We start from the raw sequence: 21799 nt of genomic DNA on the forward strand, positions 1-21799 counted from the left end.
GCTCGAAGGGGCTCGGCTGGAACTGCGCGAACAGGACCGTTTAACTGGCCGGTGGCCGACGACGGGATATGGAACGCGTAGCGATCATCGGCGCGGCGATGACCCGCTTCGGCTCGCGGGAAGGCTGGATTCGCGACCTCCTCGTCGAAGCGGGCCTGGCAGGGCTGTCGGACGCGGGGATCGACGGGGACCGGGTCGATCACCTCTACGTCTCGAACATGGCAAGCGGCGAGTTCGAGGGCCAGACCGGCGTCGCCAACGCGCTCGCACACGATCTGGACCTCCTGGGATCATACACCGAACGGATCGACCAGACGAGCGCCAGCGGCGGCGCCGGCATCTACGCCGCCTGGCGCTCGATCGCCAGCGGGGCGAGCGACTGCACCTTGCTGGTCGGCGGCGAGAAGATGACCCACCGCCCGACGGCCGAGGCGACGGACGTCATCGCCTCGCTCACCCACCCGGCGGAGTACAAACACGGCGTGACGCTCCCTTCCTTTGCCGGGCTGACCGCACGACGCTACCTCGATCGGTACGACGCCCCGCGAGAGTCGCTCGCGGCGGTGGCCGCGAAGAACCACCGAAACGGCGTCGACAACCCGAACGCGCAGTTCCAGCGGGCGGTGGACGTCGAGACGATCCTCGAGTCGCCGATCGTCGCGGATCCGCTCCGTCTCTACGACTTCTGTCCGATCACGGACGGCTCCGCCGCGCTGGTGTTCTGCCCCGAATCGGTCGCACGCGAGATCACGGACGAGTACGTGACCGTCGCGGGGATCGACGGCGCGACGGACACCCACGTCGTCCACCAGCGCCCGGAGCCGACGCACATGGCCGCAGTCGAACGGAGCGGGGCGGGCGCCTTCGAGATGAGCGGATTCGACCGCGAGGACGTCGACGTGGCCGAGCTACACGACATGTTCACGATCCTCGAATTGCTCCAGCTCGAAGCGCTCGGCTTCGCCCCAAAGGGCGAGGCGTGGAAGGGAGTGGAAGCCGGCGAATTCGACCGCGACACTGGCCGCCTGCCGGTGAACACCTCCGGCGGGCTGAAGTCCAAGGGCCACCCGCTCGGTGCGAGCGGCGTCGCCCAGGCCGTCGAAATTTACGAGCAGTTGCTGGGCGAGGCCGGCCCGCGGCAGGTCGACGCCGACGTCGGACTCTGCTGTAACGTCGGCGGGTTCGGCAACTGCGTCACGACGACCATACTGGAAGTCGGCGCGGGCGACGAGAGACCGGTCGAGACCAACGGGGAACGAGGCGTGACGGACCGGAACCCGAGTACGTCGGACGGAGAATCGGGCGTAACTGACGGGACTCCGGGTCTAACGGACGAGCGACCGAGCCACGGCGGCGACGAACCGAGCGACCGATTCACCGACCAAGGTGACGACGGGCCGGCGATGGAAGCGACGCTGTACGACGACGGCACGATCGAGTATCCCGGCCATCCGGTCGGCCCCGGCGGCGCCGAGCCGAGCGAGACCGTCGATCTCGCCGCCTATCCGGCCCGCGTTCTCACCTGGACGACGAGTACGGCCACGCCGCCCGGCGTGCGAGAGCCGAACGCGCTCGCGATCGTCGAGTTCGACGTCGACGGCCGATCGGTCCGCGCGATCGGCGGCGTCGCCGACGCCCCCGTCGAGAACGGCGATCCCGTCGAACCGATCCACGTCGACGAGTTGCGCGACCCGTCCGCCGGCATCAGGGCCGCCGAGAGCCAGTCCTGGGACGGTTTCCGGTTTCGACCCGTCGATCGGTGACGCTGCTCGCCGGATCGAACTTCCCAGGAACAGCGGGCCAGATAGGAGGCGAAACCGACTACTCCGCTCCGTCGGACGACTCCCCGGTCGAATCGGTATCGGCGTCGTCCGGCTCGTCCGCGTCGGCCTCGTTCGACTCGGCCGACGGTGGGTCGCCAGACCGCCGATCGGTCTCGGTCGGGTCGTCCGCGACCGCGTCGTCGGATGTCGCCGGCGTCCCGGCCGAGGCGCTCGACGAGCCGTCCGGGTCGGGGGCCGGCCCCGAGTCGTCGGCGGCGCGCGTCGACCCGTCGGAGTCGGCTGCGTGCGCCGATTCGTCCTCGTTGCCATACCGATCGCGGAGCGTCTCGAGTTCCGCGTCGACGTCGACCTCGACGCTACCGGCGTCGTCGGTTCGCGAGGGGTCGTCCGTCGATCCCCTCGTGGCGTCGTCTGTCGACCCGGACCCGTCGTCGATCTCGATCTCGAACCCCTGTGTCGACCGGGACGAATCGGTCGTCGCGCGGCGATCGGCGCTTCGGTCGCGATCGGACTGGGACGCCCCCAGAAGCGCACGCTCGAGGTCGTCGTAGACCGACTGGGTTCGCGAGAGGGCATCCTCGACGCGATCGTCCTCGGCAGCGTCTACTTGACTCCGTATCCGGTCGATGGTCCGTCCCAGCTGCGAGAGGAGTCGTTCGGGCCGATCCGGTCCGTCCGACCGTCGGGTCGAATCGCCCCGGGGCGGAGGGTCGCGGATCGCTCGGTCGTACCGGACGAGCCGCGTCCCTCGCCGGGCGAGTTCCAGCATCCGGATCTGTGCCTCGAGCGCGGCGATCAACGTCGGAATCGCGACCTCGTCGGTCGCTCGCAGCACCTCTGCGGGGCGAGGCGGTCGAAGCCGCGGGCCACTCCGCGCGTCGAGTGCTTCGCCGAGGGTCGCCACTGCGTCGGCGAGGTCGTCGATCGCACTCGCGAGTTCGTCGTCCATGCCTGACACTACGCTCCCAGGACGAAAAAGGCGAGGGTCGTCGACCGGAGCGATCGACGAGCAGCGATGGGAGCTGAATCACGTATCGCCGGCGTCCGACCCGGTCGAGCCAATAGCCAGTAGATACTACTACCTGATGGATTTCCGACCGGAATACTTATTTGTAGCCCCAGTATGGATGATACCGAATGGGAAGCGAGATAGGGGGCGGCGCATCCGAACAGATTTCGTTCGCCCAATCCCTCGACGAACTCAAGCGCCAGGGGAGCAACGTGCTGGTCGTCGGGGGGGAGAACCGAGCACCACAGGACGCCGTATGCGACCGGTTGCTCGGCGACGGGGGCGGATCGACGCGGTATCGCATCGTCGTAACGACCGATCCGAACCGAATCGAGAGCCACGGCGAGTGCGGCGGGATGGAAACGCGGTATCTCCTGATTCGGACAGACGACACCGCGGGAACGCCAGCCGACGACGATCAAGTCACGGAAGTCTCCCTCCTCGGGACGCTCGGGACCGAGTTCGTCGAGACGGTCGACGCGTGCGAAGCCGATACCGACCTGGACCCGTCCGAGCTTCGGGTCTGCGTCGATTCCGTCGCCGACCTGATCGACGCCTTCGATGCCGAGAACGTCTTCCGGCTCCTGCACGCCATGACGACACGGATCAGACAGAGCCGCGGAATGGGTCACTACCACCTGCCGATCGATCGGACCGACGAGGCGGTGCGCCTCTACGAGCCGCTGTTCGACGCCGTCATCACCGTCAGATCCGACGGCGACGACCTGACCCATCGCTGGAACCTCAGGGACGACGACGCCGAAACCGACTGGATTCCGATCTGATCCGCCTCCTACCGGTCGCGTAATCGCCGACGACTACCGCCGAATCCGTCCCGCTCGACCCGTCGCCCGTCCAACGGTCCGCGGAACCGACCAGTTCGAATCGTATTTGTATCCGAGAGCCCGGGTACTACGATATGCGCGTCGAACAGCTCGGCACCGGGACGCCGTCGATCGCCGTCGTCGGCGGGATTCACGGTGACGAACCCTGCGGCGTCAACGCGATCGAGCGGCTCCTCGACGAACGCCCCTCGGTGACGGCGCCCGTGAAACTGGTGATCGCGAACGAGCGGGCCCTCGAGACGGGCGTCAGATACGTCGACGAGGATCTGAATCGCGCCTTCCCCGGCGATCGGTCGGCCGGGACCCACGAGGGACGTCTCGCCGCCCGACTCGCCGACGAAGTCGAGGACTGTGTGATCTGGTCGATGCACTCGACGCAGAGTCACGCGAAACCGTTCGCGATCGTCGACGACGTGACAGACCGGGTGAAGTCCATCTGCCCTCGGCTGCCGATCACGGCACTGGTCGAGACCGGCCCGTTCGCGGAGGGGCGATTGCTCGGGAGCGGCGAGACGATCGAAGTCGAGTGCGGACTGCAGGGGACCGAGACGGCGACGGAGAACGCGTACCGCCTGACGCTTGCGTTTCTCACCGCCGTTGGCGTGCTTCCCGGCGACGCGGCGAGTCGATCGCTCCCGGTCTTCCGGCTCGTCGAGATGATCCCGAAGGAGTCGGCCGATCAGTACGAGATCTTCGTCGACAATTTCGAACGCGTCGAGTCGGGAACTCCCTTCGCGGCTGCCGACGGCTCGGTCCGAACGGCCGACGAGCCGTTCTATCCCGTCCTCATGTCCGCGTACGGCTATCGAGAGGTGTTCGGGTACGCCGCGAAGAAAATCGGGGCGCTCGATCCAGCGCCGCTCGACCGGTGACGTCGCACTCGGCAACTCGCCTCGCCCGACCGCCGTCGGCCGGTGATCGCCTCGACCGGAGCGTGTGCCCGTCGCCGGACCCGCACAACCCCCTCGCCCTCCCGAACCGGATCTGCCTCAGTTCGGTCGCGGGGTAAACGGCGGGAGCGTCGCGAACGCCTCCAGGCAGGCGACGATGTCGTCCGGGTCGTGTCTGGCCATCGGGGTCACCTGGAGGTGAGACATCCCGTCCTCGGCCTGTCGGGGGTGCGTGATTCCGACGAGGACGCCCTCCTCTGCCAGTTCGTCGGCGATCGAACGGGGCGTCCGGTCGGCCGCGACGGGGAACGAGAGGATGTGGGACTCGCCGTCGACGCCGTGACCGATCGTCTCGAACCCGTCGCGTAAGCGAGTGACGTTCTCCCACAGTCGCTCTCGAACGTCGTCGAACCGGGCGAGGTGGAGCGCCTCGCTCGCCGTCGCGGCGGCTGGCGGGGAGAGGGCGGTCGCCCGGTCGACGGTCGTCGTGTTGACGATCGCCTCGACGAGCGCGCCGCTCCCGGCCACGAACCCGCCCTGGCTCGCGAGCGCCGTCGAGAGGGACCCGAGTTGGACGTCGATCGCGTCCGCGCAGTCTTCCGCCCGAACGATGCCGCCACCCTCCGCGTACAGCCCGATCGCGTGGGATTCGTCGACCCCGATCCAGGCGCCGTACTCGGTTGCGAGCGACGCGAACCGAGACAGCGTACGCACGTGCCCGTCGGACGGACAGACCGAGGGGGTGAGGACGAGCCAGGATTCCTCGCTCGACGGATCCGACGACGCACGGTCCTCGAGCGCCCGTTCGAGCGACGTCGGCTCGCCGTGAGCGAACGGTACGACCGTCCCGTCGAGCGACGTGACCGCCCGCTCCACTCGGTCCTCGAGGCACGCCTCGACGAAGACGACGGTCGGGGCGAGCGCCTCGAGGAGGCCCCGATAGGCGACGTCCCGATCCCCGACGACCAGCGACCGCTCGGTCTCGACCGTCTCGGCCAGCAGGCGTTCGAGGTCGTGATGGACCAGCGTGTCGCCGACGCCGGTCCGGCTGGCGCCACAGCCGGTTCCCACCGTTCGCGCCGCCTGGACCGCGGCCCGCTGGACGCGCTCGTCGGCCGTCAATCCGAGGTAGTTCGCCGAGGCGAATACGAGCGCCTCCGTCTCACCCAGCACCGGTAACGTGCTGCCGGCCGGCTGGGCCCTGCACGCTCGTTCGGCGATTCTATCCACGGGGGCGAGCCGGCTCTCGCCGCGCCCGTTCGACAGCGCCGTCACCCGTGCGACAGGGTCGAAGCCCCTGTTACCCATCTGAAAGAACCCTCCCACTCCGCCAATTTGACTCTCACGGTTTCGACGCGACACCACTGTCGGCCGTCGGTCGGGCGAATAGATTCGGCCACCTCGGCGCGTAGCGGCTCGTACCGGCGGAATCGACCGATCGGCGGACTCGTAACCGCCCAATACACACGAATAAACGTTGTTGAAGCACGAACAATATTTCGCGTTGTGAAATATTTATCTGTCTCGGTGGCGTAGGACGGCGTGTATGAGCACCCAGAAACATGTTCGGCAATCGGCCGACGCGATCGAGGAGAACAGCCTGCGGATCGATACGGACCGCGCCGAGCAGATCGTCGACGCGCTCAACACCGAGCTGGCGAACGCGTACGTCCTCTACCACCAGCTCAAGAAGCACCACTGGGTCGTCGAGGGTGCCGAGTTCCTCCCCCTTCACGAGTTCACCGAGGAGGCCTACGAACACGTCGAGGAAGGCGCGGACGTCATCGCGGAACGCGCCCAGGCCCTCGGGGGCGTCCCCGTCTCCAGCCCGACGGTTCAGGAGCGACGAGCGACCGTCGAGTTCGAGGGGGAGGACGTCTACGACGTCCGGACGATGTTCGAACACGATCTCGAGATCTACGGCGAGATCATCGAATCGATGCGGGACTCGATCGAACTCGCGGACAACCTGGGCGACTACGCCACGGCTGAGATCCTCCGCGAGATTCTGGTGACGCTCGAGGAGGACGCACATCACTTCGAGCACTACCTGGAAGACGATACGTTGGTGCTCGAAGAGGCCACGCATTGAGCCGCTGCCGCGGGGCACCGAGGCGCTGACACAGGGTCCACCCCGCCCCGAACCCGCATTCCACCTCGAACGACCGCGAGCATTCCTATCTCGTCAGTTCGACGCACGCGTCGGTGGCGATCCAGCCGTCCACGTTGTCGCGTTCGACGAAGACGAATCGGCCAGGACGCGGTTTGTGGCACGTTACCGTCCGGTCGCTCGATTCGAGGGGAGTGTTCGTCTCGGTCGGGTCAGTCGGCGTGGTGGCGTCCATTCGAGCGGAATTAGGCAGGCCTAAAAACATAAGCGTTGCGTTCGGCGCCGTCGAACGAACGGTTTATCTGTCAACGGACTGTAGGAATTTGCACCGATGAACTATCGCATCGACCAGGGCGATATCGCCGCACAGACCGCGGACGCCCTCGTCAACGCGGCCGGGACCAGTTTGCGGATGGGGTCCGGCGTCGCCGGCGCACTCCGGCGGTCGGCCGGGAGCGACCTCAACGAGGCCGCGATGGCCAAGGGCCCGATCGATCTCGGCGCCGTCGCCGTGACGGACGCGTACGACCTCGACGCGGACTACGTCATCCACGCCGCGGCGATGCCCCACCACGGCGACGGCAAGGCGACCGAAGAGAGCATCCGCTCGGCCACCCGGAACGCGCTCCGACGGGCGGACGAACTCGGCTGCGAATCGCTCGTCGTCCCCGCGCTGGGCTGTGGCGTCGCGGGATACGACCTCGCCGACGGCGCCCGCCACATCGCCGAGGAGATCGACGCGTTCGATCCCGACAACCTCGCGGACGTTCGACTCATCGCCTACAGCGACGAGGAGTACGAGATCATCCGCGAGGCCGTCCCCGACCACCACGACGGATAACGCCGCCAGCCACCGCCGCCGACGGATCCCATCGACCGATGGGCCGACACAGACCCGTTCATGAGAGTGTGAGTCCGCGAATCTCGACGCCATCGCCGGCTTCGACGCGGCCGATCACCGAGGCGTCGGACTCGGCGGCGAGGTCCGCGGCCTGGTCGTCCGGGAGCGCGATGACGAATCCGGTCCCCATGTTGAACGTGCGGTGCATCTCCTCGTCGTCGACGCCGCCTTCCGCCTGGACGAACTCGAAGACCGGCTGGGCCGGGAGCGGGTCGTCGACGACGTAGCGTCGCTCGCCCATCCGGAGCAGGTTCGTCCAGCCGCCGCCCGTGACGTGGGCGGCCGCGCTCACGTCGTACGTGCGAACGGACTCCAGTACCTCCGCGTAGATACGGGTCGGCCGCAGGAGTTCCTCGCCGATCGTGCGCTCGGGGATCGGCGGGAACGGATCGTCGTACTCGTGCTCACGGGTGACCGCCTCGCGGGCCAGGGTGAGCCCGTTCGAGTGGATCCCGTTCGAGGGGAAGCCGACGATCGCGTCGCCGACCGCCGCTTCGCCGTCGAGGACCTCGTCTTTCCCCGCCAGACCCGCGCACGTCCCCGCCAAATCGAAGCCGTCGACGACCTCCGGCATGACCGCCGTCTCGCCGCCAAGCAGCGTCAGATCCGCTCGTTCGAGGCCGACGGCGAGACCCTCGCCGATCTCGGCGGAGAGCGACTCGTCGGGTTCGTCGATCGCGAGGTAGTCGACGAACGCGACCGGCTCCACGCCCGCCGCGATCAGGTCGTTGACGTTCATCGCGATGCAGTCGATCCCGATCGTCGAGAAGTCCGAGATCGCCTCGGCCACCAGCAGCTTCGTGCCCACCCCGTCGGTCGCGAGCGCGAGGTAGCGATCGCCGATGTCGAGCAGCCCCGCGTACTCGGTCCGCATGTCGCTCCCGAAGGCCGAAAGCAACGCCGCGGTGGCGTCCTCGCTGGCCTCGATGTCCACCCCCGTCTCCGCGTAGGTGAGCCCCTCGGCTTCGTCGGTCATATCCCAACGACCGCGGGGGCCCGGCAAAAGGTCACCGGTCCGGAGCGGCCAACCCCGCGACGAAATCGTCCACCGAGTCTGTCGACCACGGGCCCCACGAATGACCCCGCGCAGCTGTCGGCACCGAAACCCGACCCGTTCACCGCATGCCGACGAAGAAGATGACGTACAGCGCAGCGAGCAGGCTCGGGACGAAGACGATCGCGAAGACGGTCACGCTCCAGTCCTTCACGCTGTTGCCGTCGAGCGGTCCGTACGGGAGCAGGTTGAAGGCCGCGAGGAAGACGTTGATCCAGACGCCGAGCTGGCCGATCTCGCCGACCAGCGCGGGCGCACCGACCAGGTCCGGGGCGAGCCAGAGCGGGAGGAACAGCGCGGCCAGCGCGTGGTTCGTCAGCGGCCCCGCGAGGGCGATGAGTCCGTTCTGTCGGCTCGTGAGGCGGCCGCGGTGGTAGACGGCGCCGGGCGCGGCGAACAGGAATCCGATCAGCGCGCTCATGATCGCGAGAAAGAGCATGCGATAGTCGGCCCGGAACGCGGCGACCTGTCCGAAGCGCACCGCGACGACTTTGTGGGCCAGTTCGTGCAGGAGGAACGCGACGCCGACCGTAACCAGGCTCAACGCCGCCATGCGAGGCAGGCCGGCGAGGTCGATCCCGCCGGTTCCGGGTTCGCGCGTCAGCAGGAGCGCGAACGCGACGCTGAGGCCGGCCCAGGCGATCGCGAGGTCGAGCAGCTCTCGCTGGCTGAACGACAGCCCCGAGCGACTGGCGTAGCTCATCAGCTACCACCCAAGAGCGCCTCGAGCGTATTGTGCGCGCCCTGGAGGAGCTGGGCGAGCAGTTCCTGGCTGCCGCCGATCTCCACGCTGAACCAGGGGACCACGACGACGAGGAACAGGAACGAGGCGATCATGCTCCCGACGTTCGTCATGGCGACGATGACGATCAGCCTGAACAGCGGCACGTCGAGCATCTCCGAGAAGAGTTCGTCGAGCGGCCGCTCCGTGTCGTCGATCAGGTCGTTGAGCAGCTGGATGTCGCCGACGTTGACCGGTCGGTGGCGCAGTTCCATGTAGCCGGCGAACCAGCCGGGTGCCAGAAGCGGGTTGATGCTCGTCAGCCAGGCCACGCCGCCGCCGACGCCGGCGCTGGTCCAGCGCGCGCCGGCGAGCCGGGCCAGCGAGAACGCGAAGATGCCGTTGATGAGGAACCAGGCCAGAAAGAGCTGCAGCAGGAGCGTGTTCTGGACGCCGGCCATCAGGAGGAGCCCGAAGAAGGCGACGAAGCCGACCATCACGGCGTAGCCGACGACCTTCGCGATCGAGAACCGGCGACCGCCGTCGGTCCCCGAGAGATCCTCGATCGGTGGCAACGTCGTCGGGTTGGCGAGGTAGCCTTCGATGCCGGCCCGGTGACCGGCCCCGACGACCGCGACCACGGAGTAGCCCTCGGACCGAAGCGCGTGCAACCGGTGGGCGATGAAGGCGTCGCGCTCGTCGATCAGCGCCTGCGCGCCGCCGGGGCTGAACCGGCGGAACTCCTCCATCATCGCGGAGACGACGTCGCCGTCGGTCAACTCCTCGATGTCGAAGTCCTCGATCGACTCGATCTCGTCCTCGGGCGGCGTCATCGCGATGCCGAGCAGCAGCCCGAGCACGCCGCCCACGCCGGCGCCGAACAACAGACCGACGGCCCCGCGGAGAACCAGCGCTCCGGTTCCCTGGAGCGACTCCGGCGCGAGCGGCCCGAACGAGGTCCCCGTCGCGACCAACGCCACCAGCCCGACCACGCCGATTCCGACGCCGAGCGCGAGTCGCCCGGTCGGGCCGCCGATCGAACTCGACGACGACCCAAGCGACGGGAGCAGGAGCAGTCCGAGCAGCGATCCGCCGAGCAGGCCGACGCCGAGCGCGCCGACGTACTGGAGCGCCACGTCGCTCGTGATCCCGAGGGTGAGGAGGTCACCGAGGCCGAGCCAGGGCGCGATCATGCCGGCGAACGCCAGTCCGAGGAAGGCGCCGAACACCGCCCCGAACGTCAGGCCGACGGTTCGGGGCTTCGTCACGCCGAACGCGAGCCCGCCGACGAGTTTCGCCTTCTCGCCGACGGAGAGTCTGGCCCAGAAGCGTTGCATCGTCACCTGGATGTCGCGATCGACGAGCGCGAGGCCGAGGCCGTGCGATTCGGCCGCGTCGATCGCGGCTTTCATGTCCGCGCCGGGTTCGATGTCGAAGCGCTCGCCCAGGCGCGACTGGACGTAGGAGAGCATCCAGTAGGCCAGGAACTGAAAGACCGTGTTGCCCGAGAGGAGGTCGGCCGCCTCGATGTCCTCGGGCGCGCCGCCCTGCATCTGCCGGTAGCGACCCTCGTCGAGTTCCACCGCCACCACGTCCGGTCGCTCCTCGTCGATCGTCTCGCGCACCCGCTCGACGCTATCGTGGGAGACGTGGGCCGTCCCGACGACCGTCACCTCGCCCGCACCGACCGGTGGCTCCGGTGGCGAGGCCACCACGTCGTCGCGCCTATCACTCATTACCCGTCGACAACAGGCGACGGGTTTTAGGCATGTCGAAGGCGTGACCGGCTCGCACGCGAAGCGTATTCGGCTCGCACACCCGTCGTCCGGTCCACCCTCCGTCCCATGATCTCGGCATCGAGGCCCGTCAGCGACGATCAACACCATCTTCTCCCGGGGGCCCCTCGCCTCGCACATGACGACACTGATGGAGACGTTCATCGAGAATCGGGAACTCGTCCAGCCCAACCACACGAACATGCACGGCAAGACCCACGGCGGCAACGTCATGAAGTGGATGGACGAGGTCGGCGCGATGTCGGCGATGCGCTTCGCCGGCGAATCCTGCGTCACGGCGCGCGTCGAAGGGATGAACTTCGAACGGCCCATCCAGGTCGGCGACTCCGCGCTCGTCCGCGCCTACGTCTACGACGCCGGTGAGACGAGCGTCCGGACCCGCGTGACGGTCGAACGCGAGGATCTGCGCACCGGCGAGAGCGAGTTCACGACCGAGTCCTTCTTCGTTTTCGTCGCCATCGACGAGGACGAGACGCCGACGGCCGTCCCGTCGCTCTCCGTCGAGACCGAAGACGGCGAACGGCTGCAATCACGCGCCTTCGACCGAGAAGGTGGGGAACGCGCCCCCTGACCATCGACGAAAACCGGTCCGCCGACGACACTCGTAGGCAAGTGGCACGAATCGCACGCGTTCGAATGCCGTCGGAGTGCGGCGAATCGATCGTCGAAGTCGCCGCGCGGTCTCCGGCTATCCCGGCCTGCATCGGCCGTCCTCGCTGCGCAGTCTCGATCGACGAGGGGTGTGTCCGCGCTCCGGCCGAAGTGAGTGGGTCGTTCCGGGTGGTTCGATCGAACGGCTCCGACCCGGAGGGTCCTCGCGGAAACCGAGGAGGCTCACCCCGAATACCTTCCGACCCGTGCAGGGTACCGAAGCCGACCACGCCACGCTTATCAGCACTGTTTGCGTATCGAACGGTATGACCCTGGACGTGGAACCTCCGAATCCGCCCGAATTACGGGATGTCGACCCAAACGAGTACGACGACGCCGAAGTAGTCGGGGAAACGGATTACAAGCGCGACGAGATCTCGACACTACTGCAAGCGGGCGCCTGGCAACAGGCCTGGGACACCTGGGCGGAAGATACCGACCTGACGGAGAGCGAATTGGCGATCACAGAGGATCTGGACTTGATCCAGCACTACGATTTCTTCTGGGACTCCTTTGCCGACCGGGTAGGGTATCACGCACCGGGGATCCCCGAAGACTGGAAAGAGCGAGAGTATCACCCCGACCTCGATTCGTGGGGGACCGTTTCGTCGATCAACGCGGAGCTCACGGAGCTCGGGCAGACGGTGTGTGAGGTGCTGAAAGCCGACTACATCGAGTGGGAATCCGACTACGAGCCGCCGGACGACCTCCCCGATTTCGAGTGAGTCTCCCGCGACCTCGACAGCGGACAACCGGGACGCGGCGCTCTCCGCGTCCCGTTACGCCGGTCCAGCCACCGCCGCCCCCGATTCTGCGCGACCGCTGATGCAACCGCTCCGATCGACGACCCTCACCGTCGTGCGATCAGGTGAAAGGTTTCCGGACGCTCCCGCGCCGATTGGATCGAGAAGCCGGCGCTCTCCAGCTGATCGACTGCGGTCTCGGCGCTGAAGCGTTCGTCGACCGACGGACCGTCCTCGCCGTCGCCGTCGGCGCTCCAGTCGACGGTGACCAGTCGGCCGCCGGGTCGGATCACCCGGGCGAGTTCCGCGAACGCCGCCTCGCTCGCGTACTCGTGGTGGGTCATCGTCGAGAACGCACCGTCGAGTTCGTCGTCGGCGAACGGAAGCGAATCGACCGCCGCCGTGACGAGTTCGACGGTCGATGGAACCCCCTCCTCGCGATAGCGCTCGTGCATCGCCTCCTGCACGTCGACCGCGTAGCACCGGCCGACGTAGGGCGCGACGTCGTCCGTGTAGAACCCGGTCCCCGAACCCAGGTCGGCGACGGTGACGTCCCCGTCGGTCGGCAGCCCCTCGAGGAGTTCCTCGCGCGAACAGTAGCGATACCGGGACGCGTCGCGCAACGCGTCGGCGCGGTCGATGGGGAAGGTGTGAAATCCCATTATCGACGGCCCCTCCCGTTTGTGCGGGTCAGTTCATCGTGCTCGGGAGCACGAAACAGCCTGCCCCGAGGTCGGCCGCGGTCGAAACTCTCGTTCGCGAGACTCCGAGGCGACAGGGAAGCGTCGGTCGATTCCATAGGTGGGCATCGTCCGGAACCGCCAAAGTCGTTGGCTTCGGGCGGTGCCCCGGTTGGGATGCCAGAACTGGAACGCTCGAACGCCGACCGCCCGGGACGATCGGCAAACCAGCCGACAAGCGACGGACCACTACAGTCCGAACGAATCGGAGCCACGACCGACGCTGAACACCCGTCCGTTCGCGAACGGAACTGCGAGAAGAAACGGAGTCGTCGGTCGGCGAAGGCGGATGTGGGTTCAGGGACGGGCGCGAACCGCTATGGCGGCGCTCGCGACGAGGGCGACGAGGGCGACGGCGGCGCCGAAGCCTGGCATACCGTCATCGCCGTCGTTCGCCTCGGGTTCGGCGTCCGCGGCCTCCGTCGTGGAGCCGACCGAGTCGGACCCGGTCTGGGCCGTGCCGGCGCCCGAATCGGAGGAGTGGCTCTTCTTCTCGTCTGGTTCCTCGTGGTCGCCCTTCTTCTCGTGGGCTTGCCCGTCGTCGAGCTGGCCTTCGTTGTACGTCGTCGCACTCGCGTTGGCGACCTGGGCGTTCTCGTTCTCCTGGATCGTGACCTGCAGCGCGGAGGCGTCGCCGTCGTCGCTCGCCACCGCGATGGCGTTGTTCGAGTGGAAGTTGATCTGGACGACCTCCTGGCTCTGCTCGACCTCGGCGGTGGACCACTGCTCGACGTCGTTGTACTGATCGGCGGGCCCCTCGTAGTCGAACGTCGTTCGGTTGGCGTCGACGAGTTGCTCGCCGCCGAGCGTGAGCGCGGTCGACTCCGTGAGCGTCGCGCCGGTGAAGTTCTGGCCGGCTTCGGGCATCCCGTCCCCGCCGTCGTGGCCCTTCTGCTTCGGCAGCTCCTCGCCCTCCTCCAGGAAGATGTTGAGGGCGTCGGCGCTCGCGACCTGGGCGTTGACGTTCTGCTGGAAGGTCAGCTGGACGGCTTCGGCCGTGCTTCCGTTCGTGGCGATCGCCGTCGCCGAGCTGTTGAGGTGGATGTTGGCCTGCTGGGCGCTCTGGTACTGCACGACGCTGGCCTCTGCGACCTGTTCGACGTCGTCTCCGTGGTCACCGTCTTTCTTCTCCTTCGGTTCGGCCTCCTCGAAGGCGTCCTGGGTGACCACCGGCGTCGAGGCACCGATCGACGCCATGGCGACGTTCATGCCGGCCGACTCCATGACGGCGTTGACCGCCTCGGCCGTCGCGAGCTGCTCGTTCAGGTTCGTCTGTTCGGTCATCTGGACCGCGATGGCCGTCGAGTCCTCGCCGACGGCGATCGCGACCGCCGCACCCTGTTCGAAAGTGTTCACCTGGTCGACCGCCTGGGACTGCTCGATCGTCGCGTTCGCCGTCTGGTCGACGAGTATGCCCCGGCGGTCACCCTTCTTGTGTTTCGTGTGCCGGTCGTCGTCCTCGTCGAGATCGGCCGCGAGGACGTTCGACGCGTTGGCCGCGCCCTCCTGGAGGTTGTAGTTCGCCTGCTCGGTGTACTGGACCGCGGTGGCGTCGCTGTCGTCCTCCGCGAGCGCGAACGCGGTCGTGTTCTGGGCGACGTTGGCCTGCTCGACTGACTGATTCTGGGTGACGCCGGCGACCGCCGTCTGGCTGGCGGTGACGTCGCCGTCGTCGCCGGCGACCGCCCATCCGTCGTAAGCGTTGTCGCCGTTGTTCCCGACGACGAGGTAGACGTCGTCGACGCCCTCGAAGATCGACTCGTGACTCGAGGCCGGCTGGCTCACCGCCGTCGCCGAACCGTCCTGCGTGTTCGCGTTATCCTGGGTGACGTCCTGGACGGCGATCGCGTTGCCGCCGCCGATGGCGACGGAGACGGCTTCGCCCTCCTCGACGACGTTCACCTGGTCGACGTCCTGATACTGGATGACCTGCGCGCCGGAACCGGTCCCGTCGGCGCCGTCGCCCGCGTGCTGCTCGATGTACTCGTCGAGGCTCATATCGCCCAGGTCCGCGCCGAAGGCGAGGTAGAGGTCCTCTCCGTTCTCTAGCGTCTCGATCGTCTGTGTCGGCGAACTGTCCTCGCCGGCGATGGCGGCCGGGCCGGCCGCCGTAACCAGCGATAGTGCAACCATACAGGCGATCAGTATCGTCGTGAATCGTGACTGTGCTGACATTGGAAGGTTCGTGATCGATTTGCGTGAAACCCGTGAGGGTCGTTTCTTGCTGAGTCTTCGCGACTCGAACCTCCATATCCTGATGACTTGCTTTGTTATCTGTCGGTTTCCGAACAGAGTAAACTGACGTCAACCCGTTCAGCGGAACCTACCGCGACCCGGACTGGCAGTTACGGCTGTCGGACGCGTCGTGGCGATCCGAGGCCGGAGCGAGAGCGTGGCTGCATCGCCCGTCGACGGCGCTGCAAACCGTCGAGGGGCGCTGAACACGAATCCGTGCCACTGTTCGCATTCGAAGCCGACTCCGGTAACGGCTCCGATAAACCGGGGTAGAAGGCCATTACTATCCCGAATAGCGCTTATGGTGGCGTCCAGCCGTCCGAAGACGAGGCCGACCGCCGACGGGACGGGCCCGGTCGGACCGCTGAGGATCGGACCGGAGGCTCGATCGCGGATGACAGGTGCAGTTCGATCAGCACGCCCCGTTGGCAGGGACCGGATACGGCGTCACGGGGGACGACGGAGTGGATGGTGACCGCCACGCACGGACGACGATCTTTGACAGCACCGGAAACCGATCGAGGCGACCTCACTCACCAGCGATCAGCGACGAACGGGGACCCGACCGCTGAGTTGAAACGTGAAAAACCGCCTCGAAAGCGACTCCAAGAAGTCTGACCACCGTCGACACCAGCCAGTAGAGCGAGCCAGCGGCGAGGAGGTACGCGAGCGCGATCAGGAGGTTTCGCCGGGGCGCGTTCGGTTTTATTCCCGGGAGCGTTCCGATCGGAAGCATCGCCGGGCCGGACCAACGATCGAAGGATGGGTCCGGAAGGCGTCCGGTCATATTCGGCGTTCTCATCGCTCGAACGCGACTTCGGGTGGTCGCTCCCCCACGCCGAGGCGGTGTCGTCGGTCACCGCGGGCGTGAACGGCTGCGGAGAGACAGACGATCAGAAGGATCGTGCTCGCCCAGGCGACGGGAGAAACGAGACTGAATATCGAAATACCCATCGCACTCAGTCCGGTCAGGACGAGGCCGGCCACGGACGCGCCGGCGTAAAAGACGCTCCAGGGAACGTCGTTCGCCGGAATCAGGTCCAGGTAGACGTCGAGGTCGTCTAATACGGCGGTTCGGTCGATGACGCCGGCGCGTTCGTCGTACGCGACGAGCGACGCCTCCGCGAGTTTGGGCAGGTGAAATTGCTGCAGCGCCGTGTAGACGCGTTTTCGTTCCGCGGCCCCGATCGATTCGATGGAACCGTCGTTCTCCCAGGCTGCGATCCGCTCGGCCAGTTCGTCGAGGCTGACCGGCCGACCGCGCCACTCCAGGTAGTGAATGACGTACCGTCGGCGGCGATTGCCGAGCACCTTGTAGATCTCGTCTTTCGAAGGAGGGTCCCCGTCGGTCGGCGCCGACCGTGCAGCCCGAGAGCCGCCGACCGAGTGACCGGGTGACTCGTTCGACACACCTGTCGGTCCGTCGGCGATCGGGTGGTCCGTCCGGTCAGAGGTCTTGGGTCCCATCGGTCTCGGTCCGAACTGGCACCGACCGGGATAGTAAAGGTGTTTGGTCGGCAACATGAGTATTCAATATCGGTGGTTGTCCCCCGCTGCGGGGGTATCAGGCGGTCTGGCGGAGAGACCGAACGAACGAGAACGGGGCTGGCACACACCGCAGTCGCGCAGTCGGGAATCCACGCGGCTGCGGTCAGTTGACCATCCCGCATCGTCGGGCCCACGCCCGGTAGCCGGCACGCACCCGCGGATGCGTCAGTTCTCAGATCAACACCCGCCACGTCGTAGAGATACGCTACGGCGTCGAAACACGGCGAAACGGTCCGAAACAGTCGCGGGGCTGCGTTCCCGACTGAATTGAGCGTCATCGATCCGGTACCCGAGTGCGCCAACCGACAACTACCGTCAGGCATTACCGGTTCAAACGCGTGATTGCGACCGGAAACCTGATCGAACCGCTCCGGCAAACACCTCTAATACAAATGTCACGCCCGTCGGCCAACGGAGTGTGCGTGCTATCCGGTCGAGATCAGCTCGCAACCGCAGCACGCGCATCGAACAACGGAGGTCAATACGATGAAACGAGCACTCACGGTTACACTGACGATGGCAGTAGCGATCGGCATGTTGTTCATGCTGGGATTCGCGGGCGGCGCGGCCGCACAGGATGTCGACTGGAACCAATCCGGCGGCGACGGCGGTGACGGCGGCTTCGCCTGGGCTGATTCAGACGTCGAGCAGACGAACAGCAACAACCAGGCGGGGAACGCTCAGGCCTGGAAAGGAGACGCCGGCGTGATCAACGTCCAGGATAGCACCCAGGTCAATGCCGCGGACACGACCGTTACCGCCGACGCCTCCGGCGGTGACGGTGGTGACGGTGGTAACAGCAGTTTCGACATCGACTTCGATAACTCCACCATCACGTTGCCCATAACGTGATTGTAGATTGAGGACTCACTGAAAATAGTTCCATCCCATATTTTCTAACCCAGTGTGGTGAAATTGAGCACCGAACGGGCCGATAGTCGGACGATAGCTATTCTGCTAAAGCGACGCTGTCCGACACGAGACACACCACACAAGGAAAGCGATTACCAGGGACCAATGCACCAACCTCCCTTCCCGTCACGGTGTGCTCGACGATCGGTAACCGGTCTGGCGATCGGCCTGGTCGCGATTACCATCATCACCGGTGCAGCCGTGACAGCGGGCATCGGCGACGGTTCGAACGGTCTCGGCGGCGAACCGGACCGCTCGATGAATGACGCCACGAACGAAACAACGTTCGACTGGGGAACCGTAACGAGCGAGCGATCGGCGGACGAAACGGTGCTCGACGTGAACGTCACCGTCGAATCCGAGGGAGGGGCCTCCGTATCGGCCATCTCGGTGCCAAATGCTAGCGAACGCGTGCGAAAAACCGAGAAAGACGCCGAATACGACTCGTTCGAGTGGGGTGCTGTCCGCCACGAGAACGATTCCGACACCGGCGCCGTCGACGTCACCGTGATCGTCGACGCCGAGGAAAACGTCTCCCTCTCCGTGAGGACGGTCGGCGAAAACGGCTCGCAGTCCAGTTCGACGACGATCGTGTCCGCCAGCGGCGAGCCCGGATGGGACGGCGAGAACGGGACGGACGGGAGCGCCAGCGTCGCGGGCGAGCCAGGCGAGGACGGCGAACCCGGCGCCGCGTCGACGAACATCACGGTATCCCAAACGACGAAGAGCGGGGCTGCACTCGGCGAATCGATCGGCTCGATCGACGCAAGCGGCGTTTCGATCGATATCGACGATGGCGAGGACGAGTAACGCCGGCGCTTCTCGGTAGTCCCGTGTCCCGGCTGGATCGTCGCCATCGCATCTCCCAACGTATATTCACCTCGCCCGCCTAGGCGTCGTGAACACGATGAGCCTGATCGACGATCTCGACTCCTACGGGGAGCCGAACGACGTCGGCCCCGACGACAAGGCCCCGCGCGAGCCGCGAGGATCGCCGGATACCACGACCGAGGACTTTCGCGTCTGGACGTTTCCCGCCGAATCGTCCGAGTCCATTCCGGATATCTACGTCGTCGCACGCGACCCCGACCCGCTGGACTTCCGCATGTGGATCTTCGCCGGTCGCGGCGAGGAGGCGGCGTTCGTCCTCCGATCGTCCCATCGCTACGGCCCCGAGGAAGCCGACGAGGTCTCGGCGAGCGAGTGCTGCGAGGTCCTGATGGAGGGCCAGTCGCTGCGAAAAACCCACTGTCCGGAATCCGTCGCTCGCTACGTCGAGGCGACGACGGGCGCGACGGTCACCTATCCCGACGAGACGCCGGACCGATCCGACGACTCCGTGATTCAGTACTGACGCCCGCTCGGTTCCGGCGCGCGACCCGGTTCGACGACGGATGAGTGGAGCGGCGAACGCGCTCCCGTCGATCAGTCCGCGAAGAACGCGCCCGCGACGAGCAGCGGGAAGACCAGCGTCGCCTCGGCGTTGATCTCGGTGTAGTTCGTCTCGTCGGTGGCCTTGATCTTCCCCCAGGAGACGGCCTCGTTCGGCGGCGCGCCCGAAAGCGAGCCGTCGCCCTCCATCCCGGTCTGGATGTAGATGGCGTAGTCCGCGCCCCCGCGGAAGAGGTTGGTCATGATCGCGTGGTGCTTCGGGACGCCCGCGCCGACCGCGATGAGCCCGGTCGTGTCCCGGAGCATGCCGTCGCTGATCAGCGAGTCGTAATCCTCGACGATCTCGATGCCGACGTCGGCCGTGTCGGGACGCTGGCGGTAGTAGTAGAGGAAGTTACCCACCTCGGCGTCGGTGAGCGCGGGACAGTAGATCGGGACGTCGTGCTCGGCGGCCTGTTTCAGCACCGAGTCCTCGTCGTCGAGCGTCTCGCCGAGTTCCCGGGCGAACTCCGAGGGCGTCCGGATCGCGTCCTCGGCGAAGAAGTCGTCGAAGAAGTCGTAGAGGTACTCCTCGAGCCAGACGTAGCGGTCCGAGGGGACGAAGATGTTGCCGAGGCGGTTGATGCCGCGCTCGCGCAGGGCCGCCTCGTCGGCCGTCCACCGGCCCATCTTGAACGGTTTGGCGGTCTTGATGACGTCCTCGGTGATCGACCCCGCCGTCGTGATGAGGACGTCGACGTACCCCTCGCGGACGAGCGCGGCGACGACCTCGCGGAGCCCCGACGAGATAACGTTCGAGGTGAGGGTGAGGTAGATCGTCGCGTCGTCGGCTCGCATCCGGTCGGCGATGTCGATGGCGTCGGCGAGGTGCGTCGCCTGGAAGCCGGTCGTCGCGTAACTCTCGAGCAGTGCTGTCAGGTCGACGTCGCCGCGGAAGTCGTACCCGCGGACGTCGGCCCCGTCGAGTTCCTCGTCGGTCCCGGGGACGACGTGATCGCGCGAATCGGATGGGTCCATGGCGAACGATACCGGGAGCGAGGGTTTGAATGACTCGAACCGCGCCCGTCAGGGCCGATCAGGGAAGGGTGCACTGGACCGGCCGCAGCTACCAACGCCCGACCGTCGTCACGATCGAGGGTGCTACCAGCCGAACGTGGCCTGGGTCGAAGGTGCTACAGCCGAACGTAGCCTCGATCGAGGGCCTACTGGCCGAGCGTGGCCTCGATCGGGGGTTCGGACTCGGCCGCCGGCAGTTCCTCGACGAATCGCTTGATGACCGTCTCCTCCGCGCGGTGGAGCGTCTCGCTGCAGGTCGACTTGGCGATGTCCAGCCGGTCGGCCAGCTCGGTCAGCGTACACCGCCGCGGCGTGTCGTAGTAGCCTTCCTCGACGGCAGCGAGGATGACTTCCCGCTGACGTCCGGAGAGCAACTGACTCTCGTGGAGGCGCTCGCGAACGTGCTCGACGCGGTACTGCAGCCCGAACGCGGTGAGCTGGTCGGCCAGTTCCGACAGACGCTCGCGCGAGCCCGTCACGTCGATCTCGGCCTCGCCGTCGCGGATGTCGATCGGCAGCTCGATCGGCAGCCCCGACTCCTGCGAGGAGAACAGCAGGAGCGGCGCGGTCGTCTCGAAGTGGACCGTCACCTCTCCCTCGCTTACCTGGGCCGGCGTCAGTTCGGTGATCTGCTCGTGTTCGGCCATCGACTCGACGACCGCTTCCGGGTCCTCGGCGGTGATCCGGACCAGCGCGAAGCCGCTCTCTTCGCCCGGAACGCCCGCGAGTACGCGAAACGTCGCCTCGGGGTTCGCCCGCGAGAGCTGTGCGATCCAGACGTGTTCGGGCAGCGTCACCGCGAGCGTCGCGTGAGCCATACGAACACGTTCGGGCCGAGAGTCGGTTAACCCTTGGGCCGAACTCGTTCGGCCAGTTCTTCTCGGCCGCTCGGGGGTGTCGGTCGGGCCCAGCGAATCGGCCGAATGGATTCGGCCAAATGCCGATGTGGCCGGGCGACCACGGGCTACCTGCGATGACCGAACTCGACGTCCGCGATATCCCGCCGATGAATCGCCACCCGAAGATCCACGACGCGTTCGACGATCTCGAACCCGGCGAAGCGCTCACGATCGTGAACGACCACGAACCGAAGCCGCTGTTCTACGAGTTCCAGGCGGAGGTCGAGACGTTCGACGCGGACGGCTACGACGTGGAGCGCGTCGACGCCGAGACGTTCCGGGCTACCTTTCCGAAAGTCGAAGCCTGAGCGGGTTCGATCGGGGATCACCCGCCCGCTCGGTACGGCAGTCGTCTCGTCGTCCCCCTGTCTCGATATCCCACCTGGCGGTCGCGTCCGCGAGAACGCACACGCTGAACGCGGACTCGCCGCATCCGTTCATCCCACTCGATCGAGGCGTTTCGTCCCCTCGGGGTACACCTCCGGGCAGACGAGCGGTATCGACTACCGAACC

At 66.6% G+C, this 21799-nt stretch carries 22 protein-coding genes and 1 pseudogene; 12 read left to right on the forward strand and 11 right to left on the reverse strand.

Annotation, left to right across the window (positions count from 1 at the left end; genetic code table 11):
- Positions 1-68: 68 nt before the first annotated feature.
- Both MXA07_RS11505 and MXA07_RS18250 read left to right on the forward strand, forming a co-directional pair.
- Positions 69-1214: pseudogene (locus tag MXA07_RS11505) on the forward strand (thiolase family protein); the annotation flags it as partial.
- Between the two features lie 189 nt (positions 1215-1403).
- Positions 1404-1763: an OB-fold domain-containing protein gene (locus MXA07_RS18250; RefSeq protein WP_343217270.1), complete on the forward strand. Its 360-nt coding sequence runs from the start codon at positions 1404-1406 to the stop codon at positions 1761-1763.
- Positions 1764-1821: 58 nt separating this feature from the next.
- On the opposite strand, the gene MXA07_RS11510 is transcribed toward MXA07_RS18250, so the two are convergent.
- Positions 1822-2733: a DUF7547 family protein gene (locus tag MXA07_RS11510; protein ID WP_247728743.1), complete on the reverse strand. Its 912-nt coding sequence runs from the start codon at positions 2731-2733 to the stop codon at positions 1822-1824.
- A 188-nt stretch (positions 2734-2921) separates the two neighbouring features.
- On the opposite strand from MXA07_RS11510, the gene MXA07_RS11515 reads away from it, so the two are divergent.
- Positions 2922-3578 (forward strand): DUF7504 family protein, encoded by a 657-nt coding sequence (locus MXA07_RS11515; RefSeq protein WP_247728744.1) that lies wholly within the window; start codon positions 2922-2924, stop codon positions 3576-3578.
- Between the two features lie 134 nt (positions 3579-3712).
- A complete protein-coding gene (locus tag MXA07_RS11520; protein ID WP_247728745.1) occupies positions 3713-4510 on the forward strand; it encodes a M14 family metallopeptidase in 798 nt (265 codons plus the stop codon).
- 117 nt (positions 4511-4627) lie between these two features.
- On the opposite strand, the gene MXA07_RS11525 is transcribed toward MXA07_RS11520, so the two are convergent.
- Complete coding sequence (locus MXA07_RS11525) at positions 4628-5836, reverse strand: aminotransferase class I/II-fold pyridoxal phosphate-dependent enzyme (protein ID WP_247728746.1); 1209 nt, start codon at positions 5834-5836, stop codon at positions 4628-4630.
- A 238-nt stretch (positions 5837-6074) separates the two neighbouring features.
- Here MXA07_RS11525 and dpsA point away from each other — a divergent pair, with 238 nt between their 5' ends.
- Positions 6075-6620 (forward strand): DNA starvation/stationary phase protection protein DpsA, encoded by a 546-nt coding sequence (gene dpsA, locus MXA07_RS11530; RefSeq protein WP_247728747.1) that lies wholly within the window; start codon positions 6075-6077, stop codon positions 6618-6620.
- Between the two features lie 85 nt (positions 6621-6705).
- Here the strand turns inward: dpsA and MXA07_RS11535 are convergent, their stop codons facing one another.
- Positions 6706-6873: a hypothetical protein gene (locus tag MXA07_RS11535; protein ID WP_247728748.1), complete on the reverse strand. Its 168-nt coding sequence runs from the start codon at positions 6871-6873 to the stop codon at positions 6706-6708.
- A gap of 96 nt (positions 6874-6969) precedes the next feature.
- Here MXA07_RS11535 and MXA07_RS11540 point away from each other — a divergent pair, with 96 nt between their 5' ends.
- The gene (locus MXA07_RS11540; RefSeq protein ID WP_247728749.1) at positions 6970-7479 is read left to right on the forward strand and encodes a macro domain-containing protein; all 510 of its coding nucleotides are present in this window, start codon (positions 6970-6972) and stop codon (positions 7477-7479) included.
- Positions 7480-7537: 58 nt separating this feature from the next.
- Here the strand turns inward: MXA07_RS11540 and purM are convergent, their stop codons facing one another.
- From purM to MXA07_RS11555, 3 genes are all read right to left on the reverse strand, one after another.
- Positions 7538-8515 carry a phosphoribosylformylglycinamidine cyclo-ligase gene (gene purM / locus MXA07_RS11545; RefSeq protein ID WP_247728750.1) on the reverse strand — a complete coding sequence of 326 codons (978 nt, stop codon included), beginning with the start codon at positions 8513-8515 and terminating at the stop codon, positions 7538-7540.
- 139 nt (positions 8516-8654) lie between these two features.
- Entirely contained in the window at positions 8655-9296 is a 642-nt protein-coding gene (locus tag MXA07_RS11550) for a zinc metalloprotease (protein ID WP_247728751.1), read from the reverse strand.
- Positions 9296-11050, reverse strand: coding sequence for a TraB/GumN family protein (locus MXA07_RS11555; RefSeq protein ID WP_247728752.1), 1755 nt, complete (start codon positions 11048-11050; stop codon positions 9296-9298). Before MXA07_RS11555 ends, MXA07_RS11550 begins: the two co-directional genes overlap by 1 nt.
- Positions 11051-11228: 178 nt before the next feature.
- Between MXA07_RS11555 and MXA07_RS11560 the strand changes: the two genes are divergently transcribed.
- A complete protein-coding gene (locus MXA07_RS11560; RefSeq protein ID WP_247728753.1) occupies positions 11229-11681 on the forward strand; it encodes an acyl-CoA thioesterase in 453 nt (150 codons plus the stop codon).
- Between the two features lie 346 nt (positions 11682-12027).
- Entirely contained in the window at positions 12028-12486 is a 459-nt protein-coding gene (locus MXA07_RS11565) for a DUF7992 family protein (RefSeq protein WP_247728754.1), read from the forward strand.
- A gap of 125 nt (positions 12487-12611) precedes the next feature.
- On the opposite strand, the gene MXA07_RS11570 is transcribed toward MXA07_RS11565, so the two are convergent.
- The 3 genes from MXA07_RS11570 to MXA07_RS11580 form a co-directional block, all read right to left on the reverse strand.
- Positions 12612-13166, reverse strand: coding sequence for a class I SAM-dependent methyltransferase (locus MXA07_RS11570; RefSeq protein ID WP_247728755.1), 555 nt, complete (start codon positions 13164-13166; stop codon positions 12612-12614).
- Positions 13167-13541: 375 nt separating this feature from the next.
- Complete coding sequence (locus MXA07_RS11575; RefSeq protein WP_247728756.1) at positions 13542-15419, reverse strand: PGF-CTERM sorting domain-containing protein; 1878 nt, start codon at positions 15417-15419, stop codon at positions 13542-13544.
- 858 nt (positions 15420-16277) lie between these two features.
- On the reverse strand, positions 16278-16946 hold the full coding sequence (locus MXA07_RS11580) for a DUF7344 domain-containing protein (protein ID WP_247728757.1): 669 nt from the start codon (positions 16944-16946) through the stop codon (positions 16278-16280).
- Between the two features lie 597 nt (positions 16947-17543).
- On the opposite strand from MXA07_RS11580, the gene MXA07_RS11585 reads away from it, so the two are divergent.
- The 3 genes from MXA07_RS11585 to MXA07_RS11595 all read left to right on the forward strand — a co-directional run bounded on the left by MXA07_RS11585 (position 17544) and on the right by MXA07_RS11595 (position 19293).
- A complete protein-coding gene (locus MXA07_RS11585; protein WP_247728758.1) occupies positions 17544-17879 on the forward strand; it encodes a hypothetical protein in 336 nt (111 codons plus the stop codon).
- 318 nt (positions 17880-18197) lie between these two features.
- Positions 18198-18749, forward strand: coding sequence for a collagen-like triple helix repeat-containing protein (locus tag MXA07_RS11590; RefSeq protein ID WP_247728759.1), 552 nt, complete (start codon positions 18198-18200; stop codon positions 18747-18749).
- 97 nt (positions 18750-18846) lie between these two features.
- Complete coding sequence (locus MXA07_RS11595) at positions 18847-19293, forward strand: hypothetical protein (RefSeq protein WP_247728760.1); 447 nt, start codon at positions 18847-18849, stop codon at positions 19291-19293.
- Positions 19294-19364: 71 nt separating this feature from the next.
- Here the strand turns inward: MXA07_RS11595 and MXA07_RS11600 are convergent, their stop codons facing one another.
- Both MXA07_RS11600 and MXA07_RS11605 read right to left on the reverse strand, forming a co-directional pair.
- On the reverse strand, positions 19365-20348 hold the full coding sequence (locus MXA07_RS11600) for a deoxyhypusine synthase (RefSeq protein ID WP_247728761.1): 984 nt from the start codon (positions 20346-20348) through the stop codon (positions 19365-19367).
- Positions 20349-20533: 185 nt separating this feature from the next.
- Entirely contained in the window at positions 20534-21205 is a 672-nt protein-coding gene (locus tag MXA07_RS11605; protein WP_247728762.1) for a helix-turn-helix domain-containing protein, read from the reverse strand.
- A 155-nt stretch (positions 21206-21360) separates the two neighbouring features.
- Between MXA07_RS11605 and MXA07_RS11610 the strand changes: the two genes are divergently transcribed.
- On the forward strand, positions 21361-21594 hold the full coding sequence (locus MXA07_RS11610; protein WP_247728763.1) for a DUF2249 domain-containing protein: 234 nt from the start codon (positions 21361-21363) through the stop codon (positions 21592-21594).
- The last annotated feature ends 205 nt before the right edge of the window (positions 21595-21799 follow it).

Origin of the sequence: Halovivax limisalsi, assembly GCF_023093535.1 — an archaeon.
In the GTDB taxonomy this organism is placed as follows: domain Archaea; phylum Halobacteriota; class Halobacteria; order Halobacteriales; family Natrialbaceae; genus Halovivax; species Halovivax limisalsi.

What these genes read in the sequence shown, in the direction of transcription:
- MXA07_RS11525 (WP_247728746.1), bottom strand. Translation starts at nt 5,836, where the DNA reads ATGGGTAACAGGGGCTTCGACCCTGTCGCACGGGTGACGGCGCTGTCG.
- MXA07_RS11510 (WP_247728743.1), bottom strand. Translation starts at nt 2,733, where the DNA reads ATGGACGACGAACTCGCGAGTGCGATCGACGACCTCGCCGACGCAGTG.
- MXA07_RS18250 (WP_343217270.1), top strand. Translation starts at nt 1,404, where the DNA reads ATGGAAGCGACGCTGTACGACGACGGCACGATCGAGTATCCCGGCCAT.
- MXA07_RS11575 (WP_247728756.1), bottom strand. Translation starts at nt 15,419, where the DNA reads ATGTCAGCACAGTCACGATTCACGACGATACTGATCGCCTGTATGGTT.
- MXA07_RS11610 (WP_247728763.1), top strand. Translation starts at nt 21,361, where the DNA reads ATGACCGAACTCGACGTCCGCGATATCCCGCCGATGAATCGCCACCCG.
- MXA07_RS11580 (WP_247728757.1), bottom strand. Translation starts at nt 16,946, where the DNA reads ATGGGACCCAAGACCTCTGACCGGACGGACCACCCGATCGCCGACGGA.
- MXA07_RS11520 (WP_247728745.1), top strand. Translation starts at nt 3,713, where the DNA reads ATGCGCGTCGAACAGCTCGGCACCGGGACGCCGTCGATCGCCGTCGTC.
- MXA07_RS11605 (WP_247728762.1), bottom strand. Translation starts at nt 21,205, where the DNA reads ATGGCTCACGCGACGCTCGCGGTGACGCTGCCCGAACACGTCTGGATC.
- MXA07_RS11555 (WP_247728752.1), bottom strand. Translation starts at nt 11,050, where the DNA reads ATGAGTGATAGGCGCGACGACGTGGTGGCCTCGCCACCGGAGCCACCG.
- MXA07_RS11590 (WP_247728759.1), top strand. Translation starts at nt 18,198, where the DNA reads ATGAATGACGCCACGAACGAAACAACGTTCGACTGGGGAACCGTAACG.
- MXA07_RS11565 (WP_247728754.1), top strand. Translation starts at nt 12,028, where the DNA reads ATGACCCTGGACGTGGAACCTCCGAATCCGCCCGAATTACGGGATGTC.
- dpsA (WP_247728747.1), top strand. Translation starts at nt 6,075, where the DNA reads ATGAGCACCCAGAAACATGTTCGGCAATCGGCCGACGCGATCGAGGAG.
- MXA07_RS11570 (WP_247728755.1), bottom strand. Translation starts at nt 13,166, where the DNA reads ATGGGATTTCACACCTTCCCCATCGACCGCGCCGACGCGTTGCGCGAC.
- MXA07_RS11540 (WP_247728749.1), top strand. Translation starts at nt 6,970, where the DNA reads ATGAACTATCGCATCGACCAGGGCGATATCGCCGCACAGACCGCGGAC.
- MXA07_RS11585 (WP_247728758.1), top strand. Translation starts at nt 17,544, where the DNA reads ATGGCAGTAGCGATCGGCATGTTGTTCATGCTGGGATTCGCGGGCGGC.
- MXA07_RS11595 (WP_247728760.1), top strand. Translation starts at nt 18,847, where the DNA reads ATGAGCCTGATCGACGATCTCGACTCCTACGGGGAGCCGAACGACGTC.
- MXA07_RS11535 (WP_247728748.1), bottom strand. Translation starts at nt 6,873, where the DNA reads ATGGACGCCACCACGCCGACTGACCCGACCGAGACGAACACTCCCCTC.
- MXA07_RS11550 (WP_247728751.1), bottom strand. Translation starts at nt 9,296, where the DNA reads ATGAGCTACGCCAGTCGCTCGGGGCTGTCGTTCAGCCAGCGAGAGCTG.
- MXA07_RS11600 (WP_247728761.1), bottom strand. Translation starts at nt 20,348, where the DNA reads ATGGACCCATCCGATTCGCGCGATCACGTCGTCCCCGGGACCGACGAG.
- purM (WP_247728750.1), bottom strand. Translation starts at nt 8,515, where the DNA reads ATGACCGACGAAGCCGAGGGGCTCACCTACGCGGAGACGGGGGTGGAC.
- MXA07_RS11515 (WP_247728744.1), top strand. Translation starts at nt 2,922, where the DNA reads ATGGGAAGCGAGATAGGGGGCGGCGCATCCGAACAGATTTCGTTCGCC.
- MXA07_RS11560 (WP_247728753.1), top strand. Translation starts at nt 11,229, where the DNA reads ATGACGACACTGATGGAGACGTTCATCGAGAATCGGGAACTCGTCCAG.